The sequence below is a fragment of the Haloactinopolyspora sp. genome (assembly GCF_027324685.1).
GTDB lineage: Bacteria > Actinomycetota > Actinomycetes > Jiangellales > Jiangellaceae > Haloactinopolyspora.
Genome location: NZ_DAHVSH010000187.1, coordinates 1 through 15,226, shown reverse-complemented (window position 1 = coordinate 15,226; position 15,226 = coordinate 1). Strand labels below are relative to the sequence as shown.

At 69.8% G+C, this 15,226-nt stretch carries 18 protein-coding genes; 10 read left to right on the top strand and 8 right to left on the bottom strand.

Translation table 11 applies throughout. The annotated features are described in order from the left end of the window. Nucleotides 1–203: 203 nt before the first annotated feature. Together M6444_RS20350 and M6444_RS20345 are read left to right on the top strand one after the other, a co-directional pair. Entirely contained in the window at nucleotides 204–833 is a 630-nt protein-coding gene (locus M6444_RS20350; protein WP_298331645.1) for an O-methyltransferase, read from the top strand. Between the two features lie 22 nt (nucleotides 834–855). Next, nucleotides 856–1,368 carry a GNAT family N-acetyltransferase gene (locus M6444_RS20345; RefSeq protein ID WP_298331598.1) on the top strand — a complete coding sequence of 171 codons (513 nt, stop codon included), beginning with the start codon at nucleotides 856–858 and terminating at the stop codon, nucleotides 1,366–1,368. On the opposite strand, the gene fdhD is transcribed toward M6444_RS20345, so the two are convergent. After that, nucleotides 1,344–2,171 (bottom strand): formate dehydrogenase accessory sulfurtransferase FdhD, encoded by an 828-nt coding sequence (gene fdhD / locus M6444_RS20340; RefSeq protein WP_298331596.1) that lies wholly within the window; start codon nucleotides 2,169–2,171, stop codon nucleotides 1,344–1,346. The genes M6444_RS20345 and fdhD overlap by 25 nt on opposite strands. 41 nt (nucleotides 2,172–2,212) lie before the next feature. Continuing rightward, nucleotides 2,213–3,061 (bottom strand): RIO1 family regulatory kinase/ATPase, encoded by an 849-nt coding sequence (locus M6444_RS20335; protein WP_298331594.1) that lies wholly within the window; start codon nucleotides 3,059–3,061, stop codon nucleotides 2,213–2,215. A gap of 236 nt (nucleotides 3,062–3,297) precedes the next feature. Between M6444_RS20335 and M6444_RS20330 the strand changes: the two genes are divergently transcribed. Beyond that, nucleotides 3,298–5,583 (top strand): FdhF/YdeP family oxidoreductase, encoded by a 2,286-nt coding sequence (locus M6444_RS20330; RefSeq protein WP_298331592.1) that lies wholly within the window; start codon nucleotides 3,298–3,300, stop codon nucleotides 5,581–5,583. Here the strand turns inward: M6444_RS20330 and M6444_RS20325 are convergent. The 3 genes from M6444_RS20325 to M6444_RS20315 all read right to left on the bottom strand — a co-directional run bounded on the left by M6444_RS20325 (nucleotide 5,578) and on the right by M6444_RS20315 (nucleotide 7,738). After that, on the bottom strand, nucleotides 5,578–5,931 hold the full coding sequence (locus M6444_RS20325; protein WP_298331590.1) for a hypothetical protein: 354 nt from the start codon (nucleotides 5,929–5,931) through the stop codon (nucleotides 5,578–5,580). The genes M6444_RS20330 and M6444_RS20325 overlap by 6 nt on opposite strands. Nucleotides 5,932–5,936: 5 nt before the next feature. Next, on the bottom strand, nucleotides 5,937–7,490 hold the full coding sequence (locus M6444_RS20320; RefSeq protein WP_298331588.1) for a leucyl aminopeptidase: 1,554 nt from the start codon (nucleotides 7,488–7,490) through the stop codon (nucleotides 5,937–5,939). 80 nt (nucleotides 7,491–7,570) lie between these two features. Then, nucleotides 7,571–7,738 (bottom strand): DUF3117 domain-containing protein, encoded by a 168-nt coding sequence (locus tag M6444_RS20315; RefSeq protein ID WP_069114398.1) that lies wholly within the window; start codon nucleotides 7,736–7,738, stop codon nucleotides 7,571–7,573. A 158-nt stretch (nucleotides 7,739–7,896) separates the two neighbouring features. On the opposite strand from M6444_RS20315, the gene M6444_RS20310 reads away from it, so the two are divergent. From M6444_RS20310 to M6444_RS20300, 3 genes are read left to right on the top strand one after another with little or no spacing between them, the layout of a single operon-like run. Then, nucleotides 7,897–8,703: a PaaX family transcriptional regulator C-terminal domain-containing protein gene (locus M6444_RS20310; RefSeq protein WP_298331575.1), complete on the top strand. Its 807-nt coding sequence runs from the start codon at nucleotides 7,897–7,899 to the stop codon at nucleotides 8,701–8,703. Beyond that, the gene (locus M6444_RS20305; protein WP_298331573.1) at nucleotides 8,700–9,503 is read left to right on the top strand and encodes an enoyl-CoA hydratase-related protein; all 804 of its coding nucleotides are present in this window, start codon (nucleotides 8,700–8,702) and stop codon (nucleotides 9,501–9,503) included. The genes M6444_RS20310 and M6444_RS20305 overlap by 4 nt, the downstream gene beginning before the upstream one ends. Then, nucleotides 9,493–10,077: a DNA-3-methyladenine glycosylase I gene (locus M6444_RS20300; RefSeq protein WP_298331571.1), complete on the top strand. Its 585-nt coding sequence runs from the start codon at nucleotides 9,493–9,495 to the stop codon at nucleotides 10,075–10,077. Before M6444_RS20305 ends, M6444_RS20300 begins: the two co-directional genes overlap by 11 nt. Here M6444_RS20300 and M6444_RS20295 read toward each other — a convergent pair. Next, entirely contained in the window at nucleotides 10,043–10,351 is a 309-nt protein-coding gene (locus M6444_RS20295; protein ID WP_298331570.1) for a DivIVA domain-containing protein, read from the bottom strand. The two genes, M6444_RS20300 and M6444_RS20295, sit on opposite strands and share 35 nt — an antisense overlap. Before the next feature lie 94 nt (nucleotides 10,352–10,445). Between M6444_RS20295 and folP the strand changes: the two genes are divergently transcribed. After that, a complete protein-coding gene (gene folP, locus M6444_RS20290) occupies nucleotides 10,446–11,258 on the top strand; it encodes a dihydropteroate synthase (RefSeq protein WP_363326444.1) in 813 nt (270 codons plus the stop codon). Nucleotides 11,259–11,371: 113 nt separating this feature from the next. Next, nucleotides 11,372–11,560 carry an SPOR domain-containing protein gene (locus M6444_RS20285; protein WP_298331566.1) on the top strand — a complete coding sequence of 63 codons (189 nt, stop codon included), beginning with the start codon at nucleotides 11,372–11,374 and terminating at the stop codon, nucleotides 11,558–11,560. On the opposite strand, the gene M6444_RS20280 is transcribed toward M6444_RS20285, so the two are convergent. Next, nucleotides 11,548–12,330: a TIGR00730 family Rossman fold protein gene (locus M6444_RS20280; RefSeq protein ID WP_298331565.1), complete on the bottom strand. Its 783-nt coding sequence runs from the start codon at nucleotides 12,328–12,330 to the stop codon at nucleotides 11,548–11,550. The two genes, M6444_RS20285 and M6444_RS20280, sit on opposite strands and share 13 nt — an antisense overlap. After that, nucleotides 12,327–13,424 (bottom strand): succinyl-diaminopimelate desuccinylase, encoded by a 1,098-nt coding sequence (gene dapE, locus M6444_RS20275; RefSeq protein WP_298331563.1) that lies wholly within the window; start codon nucleotides 13,422–13,424, stop codon nucleotides 12,327–12,329. Before dapE ends, M6444_RS20280 begins: the two co-directional genes overlap by 4 nt. A 136-nt stretch (nucleotides 13,425–13,560) precedes the next feature. Between dapE and M6444_RS20270 the strand changes: the two genes are divergently transcribed. Both M6444_RS20270 and M6444_RS20265 read left to right on the top strand, forming a co-directional pair. Further along, nucleotides 13,561–14,160 carry a sigma-70 family RNA polymerase sigma factor gene (locus M6444_RS20270; protein WP_363326443.1) on the top strand — a complete coding sequence of 200 codons (600 nt, stop codon included), beginning with the start codon at nucleotides 13,561–13,563 and terminating at the stop codon, nucleotides 14,158–14,160. A 15-nt stretch (nucleotides 14,161–14,175) separates the two neighbouring features. Further along, nucleotides 14,176–15,180 (top strand): CU044_5270 family protein, encoded by a 1,005-nt coding sequence (locus M6444_RS20265; protein ID WP_298331562.1) that lies wholly within the window; start codon nucleotides 14,176–14,178, stop codon nucleotides 15,178–15,180. The last annotated feature ends 46 nt before the right edge of the window (nucleotides 15,181–15,226 follow it).

The window sequence follows — 15,226 nt, the reverse complement described above, 5'->3', positions numbered from 1 at the left end:
CCAATCGCACGGATCACGCCCACGCCCCCGGTACCTGTGGGCCACGTAACTGGCCACATAACGTGCCGCACCTCTCGTAGGTTCCGCGTGCGTCCTTCTCGACGCCGCACCGGAACGCTCTAAGCTTTCGTTCTGACACACGCACCGGCGCCAGCGCCGGAGACCTGCAGGAGGCCGTCATCACTACGGGCAGCACCACCGCGATAACGCCGGAGTCGTGGGCCTATGCGGAGGCCTACCTGAACGAGGAACAGGCCGTGACCCGCGCACGGCAACGAGCCGCCGAAGTCGGCGTGGTCCCGATCGGTCCGGGTGGCGGCCACGCGCTGCGGCTGCTGGCCGCGGCGCTGGACGCCAAGACCGTGGTCGAGGTGGGCACCGGAGTCGGCGTGTCCGGGTTCTACCTGCTGTCCGGAATGCGCGAGGACGGCGTCTTGACCACCGTGGACATCGAGTCCGAGCACCAGCGCCTGGCGCGTGAGGCCTTCGCCGAGGGCGGTTTCGCGTCCAACCGCACCCGGCTGATCGCCGGCGCGGCGCTCGAGGTCCTGCCCCGCCTCACCGACGGCGCCTACGACCTGGTGTTCTGCGATGCCACGAAGACCGAGTACGGCGACTATCTCGAACAGGCGCTGCGCCTGCTGCGCCCCGGCGGTCTGGTCGCCTTCGACAACGCACTGTGGCACGACCGGGTGGCCGACCCTGCGCAGCGCGATCCCGAAACCGTCGCCGTGCGGGAGTTGTGCCGCACCGTGCGCGCCGACGACCGGTTGCTGCCGGCCCTGTTGCCGGTCAGTGACGGCCTTCTTGCCGCAGTCAAGCGTCACGGGTAGCGATTCAGGGCACTATTGAGTCGTGCCCAAACTCGTCCGTCCGACGGTGGACGTCCATGATTCGTGGCTCGAGGCCGTGTCCGAGCCCGGCTACGAACCTCGCTGGCTCGACGACCTGCAACTGGCCGACATGCTCGAACCCGAGGGATTCGCCCTCTACGTCCGGCGTCAGATCGAGGACGAGCGTGACGAAGCCCGCCGCTCGCGGGGCATGGTGCCCTCCACGCACCTGTGGTTCGTCGACGGAAAGATCTTCCTGGGCAGATTGTCGATCCGCCACCAGCTCACCCCGTGGCTGCGTGACTACGGCGGGCACATCGGCTACGACGTCCGGCCGTCGGCTCGCCGGCAGGGTCACGCGTCGCAGATGTTGCTGCAGGCCCGCCCGTGGGCCGCGGCGCTCGGGATCGATCCCGCGCTGGTGACGTGCGACGTCGACAACGTGGCCTCGCGCAAGGTCATCGAGCGCGCCGGCGGCGTCTTCGAGGACGAGCGCAACGGCAAACTTCGTTATTGGGTGCCGTCCGGCGACTGATAGTCCGTCCCCAGCCGGATTCGCTCCGGATGGGTGTAGACGTTCATGCCGCCGCTGCGGACGAACCCGACGAGGGTCAGCCCGCAGTCGTCAGCGAGGTCGACGGCCAGGCTCGAGGGCGCCGACACCGCCGAGAGCACCGGAATCGCCGCGGCTGCGGCCTTCTGGACGAGCTCGAACGAGGCGCGTCCGCTGACCTGCAGCACGTGGCCCGTCAACGGCAGCTGGCCCTGCATGAGCGCTGCCCCGATGACCTTGTCGACGGCGTTGTGCCGGCCGATGTCCTCGCGGATCACGACCAGCTTGCCGGCCGCGTCGACCAAGGCCGCAGCGTGCAGGCCCCCGGTCCGGTCGAACACCCGCTGCTCGGCGCGCATCGCGTCGGGCAAGCCGGCCAACGCGGCCAGGTCGATCCGCGACTCGTCGCCCGCCAGCGACCACGTCAACTGATCACGCACTTCACTCACCCGGTCGGCACCGCACACGCCGCACGCGCTCGTGGTGGCGAACGCACGAGAGCGCGGTGGCTGCACCCCCGGCGCGAGGACGACGTCGACGGTGTTGTCCTCGTCGACGCACTCCTTCATGCCGGCGATGTCTGCGGCCCGGGTGATCGCGCCCTCGCTGACCAGCCATCCGGCGACCAAGTCGAAGTCGTGACCCGGGGTGCGCATGGTGCTGGTGAGCACGACACCGTTCACACGCACGAGCAAGGGCTCTTCGACGGCCAGCGAGTCCGGCCGCCTGGCCGCCCGGCCCGACCGCAGCAGGAGCACCGGTCGCCGGGTGGTCATCTGCCCCATGACACCACCGTACGACGCCACGGGCCGACGCGCGCGAGAACTCAGCGCAGCCGAGCATCCACGAACAGATCCGCGATCAAGTCGTCGACCCGGCCTGGATCGAGCCCCCGGGCGATGAACCATCCGCCCACGTTGCGTACGTCGCGCTCCAGGTAATCCGGGCCGTGCGGGTTGGCGATGACATCGACGATCTGCGGGATGTCGATGATCACCAGGCGCTGGTCGTGGACCAGGACGTTGAACGCCGACAGGTCGCCGTGGGTGAAGCCCTCGCGCGCCATCAGCGACAGGTTGCGGCACAGCTGAGCCCACAGATCGTCGAGCTCGCCCGGCTCGGGACGTAGGCGCGCCAGCCGGTCGCCGGCCGTGCCGTCGGCATCACCGATGAACTCCATGAGCACCTCGGTGTCGACGATCTGGATCGGGTACGGCACCGCGACGCCTGCTTCCCACATCCGGCTCAGGGCGCTGAACTCGGCGAAAGCCCACTGCCCCGCGATCACCTGTTTGCCGAACGCGGTGCGCTTCGCGGTGGCGCGGTTGACCCGGGATTCCTTGTCCTGGCGTCCCTCGAGGTAACCGGCGTCGCGGTGGAACATCCGGTGATGAGCGTTACGGTAGCGCTTGGCGGCCATCAGGGTGCCGGTCTCGGTGTCGGGCACGGCGCGCTCGACGAGGAAGACGTCGGCCTCCTTGCCGGTCTTCAGCACACCGAGCTCGGTGTCGACGGCGGCGAGTTCCGTGACGACCCAGTCCGGATGAGGCAGCGGGCCGCGTTCGGTCGGCGTCGACTGATCCCACGTGGACCAGCGGTCGCCCTGCGGCGGGCCGTCCTGCCCCAGGTATTCGGCGTAGGCCGCGTCGAGGTCGAACTCCTCGGATTCGTACATCGGTGGGTTCTCCTGAAGGTGAGCCCACCGGTACGAGCGACGTGGTCAGCCGGCGGGCGAGGTGAAGAGGGCGGACTGTGCGCCGTCGAAGGCGCGCGACATCACCGGGACAGCCATGGTCGTCGCCTCCTCTCACTCCCGCCGGGCATGCGCCCGAGCATCTCGTGCCGCGAGGGTAACCACGGCCCGATGCGGTGCGCATCCCATTTTTCGACCGTGCGTACTACGGTCAGCCCATGACGAAGCCTCCGCCGAGGTATGACGACCACGACGATGGTCTGCACGTCGGCCCGCCCGAGCGCAGCGCCGCCGGCCTACCGGGCGTCGTGCACGGCCTCAAGGCCGTTCTCGACCAATCCGGCTTGCGGCGCGGGTTGCCCGCGCTGCGACTGGTCAACCAGCATGCCGGCTTCGACTGTCCCGGCTGTGCCTGGCCCGAGCCGGACAAGCCCCACCTGGCGGAGTTCTGCGAGAACGGCGCTAAGGCCGTGGCCGAGGAGTCGACCGTGCGCCGGGTGGGTCCGGACTTCTTCGCCGCGCATCCGATCAGCGAACTGGCCACCCGCAGCGATCACTGGCTCGGCCAGCAGGGCCGGCTGACCACGCCGATGCTGCGCGACATCGACGACGACCATTACCGGCCGGTCACGTGGGACGCCGCGCTCGACCTCGTCGCCGGCGAACTGCGTACGCTCGACGATCCCGACCACGCGGTCTTCTACACCTCCGGCCGCGCGAGCAACGAGGCCGCGTTCTGCTACCAGCTGTTCGCCCGGGCACTCGGTACGAACAACCTCCCCGACTGTTCGAACATGTGCCACGAGTCGTCGGGCTCGGCGCTGTCGGAGACACTCGGTGTCGGCAAGGGCAGCGTGTCGCTGGCCGACATCACCGACCACGCCGACCTCATCGTCGTCGTCGGGCAGAATCCCGGCACCAACCATCCGCGCATGCTCACCGCGTTGGAGCAGGCCAAGCGGCGCGGCGCACGGATCGTCGCGATCAATCCGCTACCCGAGGCCGGGCTGCAGACGTTTCGCAACCCGCAGACCGTCCGTGGTGTCGTGGGCCGCGGCACGTTGCTCTCCGACGTGTTCGTCCAGATCCGCCTGGGCGGTGATCTCGCCTTCTTCCAAGCCGTCAACCAGCAGTTGGTCGCAGCCGACGCCCGGAGCGGTGACGTCCTCGACCACGACTTCATCGCCGCCCACACCTCCGGCTTCGACCGGGCCGCCGCGGCCTGGGAAGCGCTGAACTGGGACGACGTACGTGCGGCGACAGGGCTGCCGGACGAGGCCGTACACGCCTTCGTCGACGAGGTGCTCGCGGCCGAGCGCATCGTCGTGTGCTGGGCCATGGGCCTGACCCAGCACCCGAAGGCCGTCGCCACGATCCGCGAGATCGTCAACTTCCTGCTGCTGCGCGGAAACGTCGGCCGTCCCGGCGCCGGGGCGTGCCCGGTGCGCGGGCACAGCAATGTCCAGGGCGATCGCACGATGGGTATCTGGGAGAAGCCCCCTGAGGGGTTCCTCGACGCACTGCACGCCGAGTTCGGCTTCGCTCCACCGCGTGCGCACGGACTGGACACCGTCGACTCGATCCGGGCGATGCAGGCCGGAAAGGTCGGGGTTTTCATGGCGCTGGGCGGCAACTTCGCCGCCGCGACGCCGGACTCCGACGCCACCGCGCAGGCGCTGCGCTCGGTGCCGCTGACCGTGCACGTGTCCACCAAACTGAACCGCTCGCACGCCCTGCCTGGTCACCGCTCGATCATCCTGCCGTGCCTCGGGCGAACCGAGCGTGACGTGCAGGGCGGGCGCGAGCAGTTCGTGACCGTCGAAGACTCGATGAGTGTCGTGCACGCCTCGCGCGGGACTCTCCGACCGGCCTCGCCGGAACTGCGCAGCGAGATCAGCATCGTCAGCGACCTGGCTCGCCGGGTGCTCGGTGCGGACCATCCGGTCCCGTGGCAGCGGTTCGCGACCGACTACGCCGCGGTGCGCCAGCACATCGCTCGCGTCGTACCCGGCTTCGACGACTACGAGGCCAAGGTGGTCCGGCCCGGCGGCTTCGTCCTCCCGCACCCGCCGCGTGACGCGCGCGTCTTCCCGACCGCCGACGGCAAGGCTCGGTTCAGCGTCAACGAGCTCAGCGTCCTGCAGTTACCGCCCGGACGGCTGATCCTGCAGACGATCCGCTCGCACGATCAGTTCAACACGACGATCTACGGGCTCGACGACCGGTACCGGGGTATCCAGCAGGGACGCAAGGTGGTGTTCGTCAACCCCGACGACCTACGCGAGCTCGGCATCGACGACGGCGCCGTGGTCGACGTGGTCGGCGAGTGGCACGACGGCGAACGCCGGGCCGAGGGCTATCGAGTGGTGGCCTACCCGACGGCGCGTGGCTGCGCCGCGGCGTACTACCCCGAGACCAACGTGCTGGTGCCGCTGGATCACACGGCCGAGATCAGCAACACGCCGGCGTCCAAGTCGATCATCGTGCGACTGGAGCGCTCATGACCGGGTGGAACGCGGTCCGGGCCCGGCGGCGAATCCAGCCTGGCCTTCGGCCACGGCGATGACGTCGAACGACTCTTGCAGGACCGGCGCCGACCCGATGATCTGCGACCCCGGCGACTCGGCGGCCTTCTCCGCGAACGACGCCGCGAACTCGTCACGAGCTGCGGCGGTCTCGAAGACGTACGTGCCTTCGAACCACTCCCCGGGGCGAGTCCGCCACGTCTTGAACCGGAGCCCGTCCATCGCCGAGAACCGCGCCAGCGACGTGCCTTCGACGTAGTCGCGCAGCTTCTCGTCGACGTCGTCGGGGGCGTCGGCCAGGGACCAGCGAACCGCCAACCCGTACATGGAACTCACCCTTCATCCAGGGGCGCGCCGGCTTCGAGCCAGTAGAGCAACGCCCGCACGCCGAACGCGGTACCGCCCTTGACGAGCTCGCCGGAGGCGGAGTCGGCCCGGCCGGTACCGGCGATGTCGAGATGCGCCCACGTGACATCGCGGGCGAAGCGCTGCAGGAACAGCGCGGCGGTGATGGATCCGCCGCCCACCTTCGTGGTTTCCACGTGAGCGATGTCGGCGATCGCGGAGTCCAGCGCGAACCGGTAGTCGTCGACCAGCGGCATCCGCCACAGCCGCTCACCGGCGGAGTCACCGGCTGCGGTGAGGGCGGCGGCCAGACCGTCCGACGTGCTGTACAAGGCGGCGTGGCTTCGACCGAGCCCGATGGTCGCCGCGCCGGTGAGGGTGGCGACGTCGATGAGCACGGTCGGCTCGAGCTCGGCCACCGCGTACGCCATGGCATCGGCGAGCACCAACCGGCCTTCGGCGTCGGTGTTGATCACCTCGACACTGGTGCCGTCGTACTGGCGGATCACGTCGCCGGGGCGTTGCGCGGTGGCCCCGGGCAGGTTCTCAGCCGCTGCGACCAGGCCGGTCACCCGTACGCCGACACCCAGCTCGCGCACAGCGGACAGGACACCCATGACGACGGCGCCGCCGGACATGTCGGTCTTCATCGGCACCATGGCCTCGCGCGGCTTCAGCGACAGCCCGCCGGAGTCGTAGGTGATGCCCTTGCCCACCAGCACCACGTGCGGGCTGCGGGCACGTTTGGGCTCGTAGCGCATCGCGATCAGCCGGGGCGGGCGTTGCGAGCCTGCGCCCACCGCGACGATTCCACCGAAACCCTCGCTGGCCAGCGCCTTCTCGTCACGGACCCGAACGTCGAGGCGATGAGCGTCGCCGATGCCACGGGCTTGCTCGGCCAGCCACGCCGGGTCTTTCACGTTCGACGGGGTGTGCACCAGGTCGCGCGCGGTCCAGGTGGCCTTCGCGATGGTCGCGGCAACGGTGACGGCCTGGGACCGGTCGCCTGCACCGGTGAGCACGAGCGTGCGCAACGGCCGCTTCTCGCCGGGCACGGCGCTGCCGCGATAGTCGCCGAGTGCGTACGTGGCGAGCACGGCACCTTCGATGAAGGCTCGCAGCGACGCGTCGTCGGCGTCGACGGCCACCGAGGTGGCCAGCCGTTCGGTGCCCCGGGCCGCCCGGGCCACGGCTGCGCCGGCTTTGCGGAACGCCCCCGGTGACCGGTCGCCGAGGCCGACCAGCAGCACCTTGGTGACGTCGACCTCGCCGTCGGGGCTGCCAGCGCCACGGCCGGCCTCGAAGACCGGGACGGACACGATCTCGCCGGCGCGGGCCTTGGCTCGTTCACGGTCGAGCACGACCGCCAGATCCAGGCCCAACGCCGCGGACACGGTGTCGCCGCCCGCCCCCAGCCGCACCTGGGCGCCGTCGTCGTCTCCGGGCGAGAACGGCACGGCCAGGACGCCGGCCTCGGCATCCATCAACGCTCGAGCGTCGGCCACGACCTCGGTGGGCCGGATGGTGCTTTCAGCGCGCACGCGGACTCCTCGTAAAGCCCCCGCCCGGCCCCGCACGGCACCGGACGGGGGCACCTATCTCGATGCTCACGACCTCGACGTCAGCCGACGACGTCTTTCAACGCGTCGCCGAGCGCGCCGGCCTCGTCCGCCGTGAGTTCGACGACCAGGCGGCCGCCACCCTCGATCGGAACGCGCATCACGATGCCACGTCCCTCTTTGGTGACCTCTAGCGGCCCATCGCCAGTCCGCGGCTTCATCGCCGCCATCCGCGCACCCCTTCCTTCATCACAGTGCGCACACGAACCTCCTGGATGGGCCAGGAAGCGACTGCGTGTGCATCACGATGACGTCCATTATCCCGCATGTTGGCCTCAGCACCGATACCGCCGTCGCTCCAACGGTGCGACCGTGCAGGATGGAGGGCGTGAACGCCCGATCTGCCCTGTTCGATCTGTACGGCGACCACGTCCGCTCGCGCGGCGGCCGAGCGCGCATCGCTGCCCTGGTCCGGCTGCTCGAGCCGCTCTCGATCGCCGCACCGGCCGTGCGCACTGCCGTGTCGCGGATGGTCCGCCAGGACTGGCTGTGCCCGGTACGCATCGACGGCCTGCCCGGCTACGCGCTGACCGAGCGCGCCGATCGCCGGCTGAGCGAGGCTGCGAGCCGCATCTACCGCACCGACAGCCAGGAGTGGGACGGGCGCTGGCACGTCGTGATCCCGCAGCGATCCGCCCAGCGTGCCGCCCGAGAGCGGATCCGCAACGGCCTGGCCTACCTGGGTTACGCGCCGGTGGGCGACGGGACGTGGATCGCCGCCCGGCCGTCGCCGGAGCTCGAGGGGCTGCTGCAGGCCGAGGACGTGCGTGCCGAGCGCTTCAGCGCCAGGCATCAGGGCGACGACGCCGAACTGGTGCGCCGCGCGTGGGATCTCGACGCCGTCGGCCGGTCGTACCTGCGCTGGCTGGCCGAGGCCCGGGCGCTGATCTCGTCGCTGCCTGATTCGCCCAGCGACGAGCAGGCCTTCGCCGTACGTAGCCGGCTGGTGCACGAGTGGCGCAAGTTCCTGTTCACCGACCCGGGTCTACCGCGTACCCTGCTGCCCGACGACTGGCCCGGCGACGAGGCTGCACGCTACTTCGACGAGCACGCCGAACGGCTGCACCCGGCGGCCGCCCGGTTCGTCGACCACTGCCTGGCCACGGCCGGGCCGACCAGGAAGGGCCAGCCGTGAGCGAAGATTCGACCGGCGAGCCGGTGCGCTACGAGGTCAAGGACGCCGTCGGCGTCATCACGTTGAACCGCCCGGAAGCCATGAACAGCCTCGACACCAGCACGAAGGTCGCCTTGCGCGACGCTGTCCTCAGCGCGCGCGACGACGCCACGGTGCGGGCCGTGGTGCTCACCGGCACCGGCCGCGCGTTCAGCGTCGGCGAAGATCTCAAGGAACACGCCCAGGCGCTCGAAGCCGGCGACGAACGGCTGGGCGCCACCATTCGTGAGCACTACAACCCGACGGTGCAGGCGCTGGCCACGATGCCCAAGCCGGTGATCGCCGCGGTCAACGGGGTCGCAGCCGGCGCGGGGGCGTCGTACACGTTCAGCTGTGACCTGCGCATCGTGGCCGACACCGCGGGGTTCAATCTGGCCTTCGCCGGCATCGGGTTGTCGTGCGACACGGGGATGTCGTGGATGCTGCCGCGGCTGGTGGGCTGGGCGAAGGCGCGCGAGTTGCTGTTCCTCCCCCGGACCGTGCCCGCGCAGGAAGCGCTGGCGCTGGGGCTGGCGACCGAGGTCGTACCCGCCGACGACGTCGTGCCGCGCGCGCTCGAGCTGGCCCGGCAACTGGCAGCAGGCCCGACGCTGGCCTACGCAGCACTGCGCCGAGCGCTGGAGTTTTCCGCCACGAACTCCCTCACCGACACACTCGAGCACGAAGCGACGTTGATGCAGCGCACCGGGGAGTCTGCCGACCACCACGACGCGGTGCGCGCATTCCTGGCCAAGCAGCAGCCGGTGTTCCATGGCCGGTGACGCCGCCCCCGGGCCTGACGGACAGCCGCGCTGCCCGTGGGCGTTGAGCACGCCGGACTACATCGCCTACCACGACGACGAGTGGGGCCGTCCGGTCCGCGGCGATGTCGCCCTCTTCGAGCGGCTGACGCTCGAAGCGTTCCAGTCGGGACTGTCCTGGCTGACCATTCTGCGCAAGCGCGACGAATTCCGGCGAGCGTTCGCCGGCTTCGACCCGGCCGTGGTGGCCGCCTTCGATGACGACGACGTGGCCCGGCTGCTCAGCGACCCGGGCATCGTGCGCAACCGGGCGAAGGTGACCGCGGCGGTGACCAACGCCCGGGCCCTACTCTCGTTGCGCGAGTCCCGGGGCGAGGGCGCTCTGGATGAGCTGATCTGGTCGTTCGCGCCGGACTCGCCCCGCGCGGTGCCGGCTTGCTTGTCCGATGTCCCGGCGTTCACGCCGGAGTCCACGGCCTTGGCCAAGGCGCTGAAGAAGTGCGGCTTCGTGTTCGTCGGACCCACCACTGCCTATGCGACGATGCAGGCCACCGGCGTCGTCAATGATCATTTGGCGGGGTGTGTGGCCCGTTGATCGCCATGGCCTCGAGCTCGGCGATGCGCCGGTCGCGTTCGTCGAGCTCGGCGGCGAGTCGCTCCAGCACTTCGTCGACCTGGTCCATCCGGTAGCCGCGGGCGGCTACGGTGAATCTGATCCCGTCGACGTCAGCGGAGTCGAGCGCGCGCTCGGGAAGCATCGGCGCCGCCGCGCGAGCGTCGTCGGTGCCGAGCACGTCGCCGCGTCCCATCGCGACCGCGACGACGGCGAAGAGGACGACCGCGGCTGAAAGCACGAACACGACGAACATAGGGTCAGATCGTGCCATGTGGTGACTGGAAGGAGGCACGGTGAGCCCACTTCGACTGGGTCGCTCGACCTTCCGCCCCGGCGAGTTCGCCGTCATGGCGATCATCAACCGGACACCGGACTCGTTTTACGACCGCGGCGCGACGTTCACGTTCGACCTGGCGTGGCGGCGTGTGGAGCAGGTGGTGGCCGAGGGGGCGGACATCATCGACGTGGGCGGGGTGCGCGCCGGGCCGGGCGAGCACGTGGACGAGGCCGAAGAGATCGAGCGCACCGCGGGGCTGGTCGAAGCGATCCGGGAGAAGTACGCCGACGTGGTCGTCAGCGTCGACACGTACCGCGCCGCGACGGCGGCGGCCCTGTGTGAAGCCGGCGCCGAGCTGATCAACGATACCTGGGCCGGCTCCGACCCGGAGGTCGCCGCCGTCGCCGCCGAGTACGGCGTCGGTCTGGTATGCAGCCACACCGGCGGCCTTCCTCCGCGCACGCTGCCGCACCGAGTCCACTACCGCGACGTCGTCGCCGACGTCATCGAGCGCACCGGTCGCCTGGCCGAGCGCGCCGTAGGCCTCGGCGTCGACCCCCAGAGCATCGTCATCGACCCGACGCACGACTTCGGCAAGAACACCTACCACTCCTTGGAGCTGACCCGTCGCCTGGACGAGCTGGTGCGCACCGGCTGGCCGGTGCTGGTGAGCCTGTCCCGGAAGGATTTCGTCGGCGAGACGCTGGACCTGCCCGTCGCCGACCGGTTACCCGGAACGCTCGCCGCCACCGCCATCAGCGCCTGGCACGGAGCCCGAGTGTTCCGAGCGCACGATGTGGCCGCCACCCGGCAGGTACTCGACATGGTGGCCTCGATTCGCGGCGTCCGGCCGCCCGCCGTACCGCGGCGGGGCCTCGCCTGAGGCCACCTGAGTCTGCCTGAGTCGCTTCGCCCGCCCCGTAAGGCCCTGACGAGCTGCGAAGACAGGGCGATCTCCGCATGCGCAGCGGGCACCTTACGGACGAGACTCCAGGTATGAACAGTGATTTCGTCCACCAGCTCCTGCACGAGGAACGAGCGGCCGACATGCGTGCCGAGGCGGCCCGTGCGGCTCTGGCCCGCCAGAGCCTGGCCGCCGCCGGTCATCAGCGCACCGGCACGAAAGGCTGGTGGCGGGTCCGGTTCGCCCTGTTCGCCACTCGCCGTCGCCGTCACGCCGTGTGATACCCACGCTCCAGGCGGGACTTCTCGGCTTCAGCCAGCACGTCGAGGACGTCGTCGAGATCGTCGGTGAGGGTGATCAGGTCCATGTCCGTCGCGGAGATCTTGCGCCTTCCCACCAGCTCGGCTTCGAGCCAGTCCAGCAGGCCCCGCCAGAACTCGGTGCCGATCAGGATGATCGGAAAGGCGGTGACCTTCCCGGTCTGAACCAGGGTGAGCGCCTCGAACAGTTCGTCGAGCGTGCCGAATCCGCCCGGGAAGACCACGAAGCCCTGCGCGTACTTCACTAACATCGTCTTGCGGGCGAAGAAGTAGCGGAAGTTCACGCCGAGCTCGACGTACTCGTTCAAGCCCTGCTCGAGCGGCAACTCGATGCCCAGTCCGATCGATGCGCCGCCGGCTTCGGTGGCGCCCTTGTTCGCCGCCTCCATGATGCCGGGACCCCCGCCGGTGATGACGGCGTACCCGGCTTCGGTGAGCCGCGAGCCGAGATCGACGGCGAGTTCGTAGTACGGGTCGTCGGGGCGGATGCGCGCCGAGCCGAACACGCTGACAGCACGGCCGACGTCCGCGAGAGCCCCGAAACCTTCGACGAACTCGGACTGGATCCGCATGACGCGCCAGGGGTCGGTGTGGACCCAGTCCGACGGGCCAGTCGTGTCCAGCAGATGCTGGTCGGTGGTTGCGGTGTCGAAGCGTGATCCGCGCAGCACGACCGGTCCGCTGAATTTCTCGGCACCCCGGCGCGGCCGGGGGTTTCGGGAGTCAGTCACCGCGCCAGGCTAGCCGTCCGGCCCGCAGCGGCGGTGTCCAGCCACGCGCGCATGCGCTGCTCGCAGGTGTCGATCTCGGCGACGTCGACCTGTTCGTCGTCGGCATGGGCCAGTTGAGGATCTCCGGGACCGTAGTTCACCGCCGGCACCCCCAGGGCGTCGAAGCGCGCGACGTCGGTCCAGCCGACCTTCGCCTGCGGCGTCCCCCCGACAGCCGCGACGAACTCGGCCGCGATCGGCCGGGTCAGGCCTGGGCGCGCACCTGGCGCGGAGTCCAGCAGCTCGACGTCGTAGCCGTCGAACACCGAACGTACGTGCTTGAACGCCGCGTCTTCGTCAGCACTGGGCGCGAATCGGTAGTTGACCGTGATGACGCACCGGTCCGGGATGATGTTGCCCTGGATTCCGCCGCTGATACCGACGGCGTTGAGCCCTTCCCGGTAAACCAGGCCGTCGACGTCGACTTCGGCAGGCGTGTACTCGCGCAACCGTTCGAGTACCGGGCCCGCGGCGTGGATCGCGTTGACGCCGCGCCACCACCGCGCGCTGTGCGCGGCACGGCCCGCCACGGTGATGCCCACCCGTAGCGTGCCGTTGCATCCGCCTTCGACCACGGCCGACGTGGGCTCCATGAGCACTGCGAAGTCGCCGCGCAGCCAGTCGGGATGGCGCGCTGCGACCCGGCCGAGGCCGTTGCGGTCGGCTTCGACCTCTTCGTTGTCGTAGAAGACGTAGGTGACGTCGCTGGCCGGGTCCGCGACGTGCGCCGCGAGCCGCAACGCCACGGCGACGCCACCTTTCATGTCGACTGTCCCGCGGCCCCACAAGACGCCGCCGTCGCGGCGCGTCGGCAGGTTGCCGGCCACCGGAACGGTGTCGATGTGTCCGGCGACGACGACCCGCGACGGGCGGCCGAGCGACGTGCGAGCCACCACCGCGTCGCCGTCCCGATCGACGCTCAGATGCTCGTATCGCCGCAGGGCCGCCTCGATCGCATCGGCCAAGCGGGCTTCGTCTCCGCTGACCGAGGGGATGTCACACAGCGCAGCCGTGAGCTCGGGTGCGGGCAGGTTGAGGTCGAGTGGGGTGTTCATCACGCTCGACCATACGGTGCTTCAGTGCCTTCTGCCGTACCGTGCAGATGCGTAAGATCGGCGTCATCGGGTCGCCGGCCGCTGCGGTGTGCCCGAGCTCGGACAGAGTTGAGCCGCCAGGCGGACAGACGGGAGCATCAGCATTCGTGCGGACGGTCCGACCGACGACCACCTGTGGTCGCGGGCGCGCCGCGGGGATCCCGCGGCGTTCGGCGAGCTGTTCACACGCCATTCCAAAGCCGTGTACAACTACTGCTTCCGGCTGACTGGTAGCTGGGCGACTGCCGAGGATCTGACGTCCGTGGTGTTCCTGGAGGCGTGGCGGCGTCGCGAGGAGGCCACCAGCGAAGACGGGGTGATCGTGCCGTGGCTACTCGCCGTCGCCTCCGACGTCACCAGGCACAGCGAGCGAGCTGTCCGGCGGCATCGACGGCTGCTGGCCAAACTGCCTCCGGCCGTCATCGAGGGTGACGCGACCCGTGAAGTCTCGGACTCCGAGCGACAGATGCAGCAGATCTTGCGGATCTTCCGCCGCTTACCGCGCGCTGAGCAGGATGTCCTTGCGCTGTGCGTTTGGGGCGGACGCAGCTACGCTGAAGCCGCCGTAGCCCTGGGCGTGCCGGTGGGGACCGTTCGTTCTCGCCTCGCCCGCGCCCACGCGCACATGAGGCGGCTCACCGAGTCAGCCCGGCCCAAGGCTCGCCTGCCTGAACCCCGACCCTGGCTGGACACCTGAAGGGACATGTATGCCATGACTCCGACCGGCGCCGACATCGTCCTTGACACGCCGCCCGAGCGCGACCTACCGGCCGCCCGGCGCGAGGCGATCCGTCAGCTGCTGGAAGACGTCGTCACCGACAGCCGGCCAGCCCCCACCCCGCACCACCCACGGCGGCTGTGGCAGGGCTTGGCGATGGCTGCGACGACCGCGGTCGTGGTTGCCGCCATGATCGTCACCAACGTCGCCACCACCGGCGAGGAGATCGCCCACGCGGCAACCCCGCCGGTGCTGAACGGGGAGTTGGCCGACGGCGAGCCGGCCGCACCGACCTTGCATGAGCTGGCTCGAACCGCAGCCGACGACCAGGCCGACGACCCGTCTCGCCGGATCCGGACCGAGAGCTGGTGGCTCAGTGTCTCCGTCGACGGCGAAGGGGCGAGCGAGAAAGTGTCCACGGCCGTCACTCCGATCCTGCGGGACCGGATCTTCCGCGACGACGGCACGGTTCGCATCCGGGAGGTACGGGGCGAGCCGCAGTTTCCGAACGAGAAGTACCGGCGTGCCTGGGATGCGCAAGGCCACCCGGACTCGACGGGGACGATTCTGCTCGACGAGACCGTCCCGGCTGAGCGGCTCGACACCGCTTACCCGGCCGACCTGCCCACCGATCCGGATTCGCTTCGGGCGCAGTTGCTCTCCACGACGCCGCCTGAAGAATCCGCGGCGACGCTGTTCACCGCAATCAACGACGTACACAGCGAACGCGTCGTCGAGCCACCGACCCGGGCCGCTGCGCTTCGGTTGCTAGCCGAGGACGAGGGCGTCGTCTCTCTCGGCGAGATGACCGACCGGGCCGGGCGCGAGGCGATGGCGTTCGCCACGGACAGCACCGCATCCGGCTTGGAGCGCCGGCACGTGCTCTTCGTCGACCCCGATGACGGCGCCGTTCTCGCTTACGAGGAGATCCTGACCGGCGACACCGGTCGGCTCGGCATCAGTTCGCCTTCGGTCGTCGCGTACACCCTGTTCCGCTGACCTCGCTGGTTTCAGAAGGGTGGGATGTCGTGGGCGGGGTCGGGTG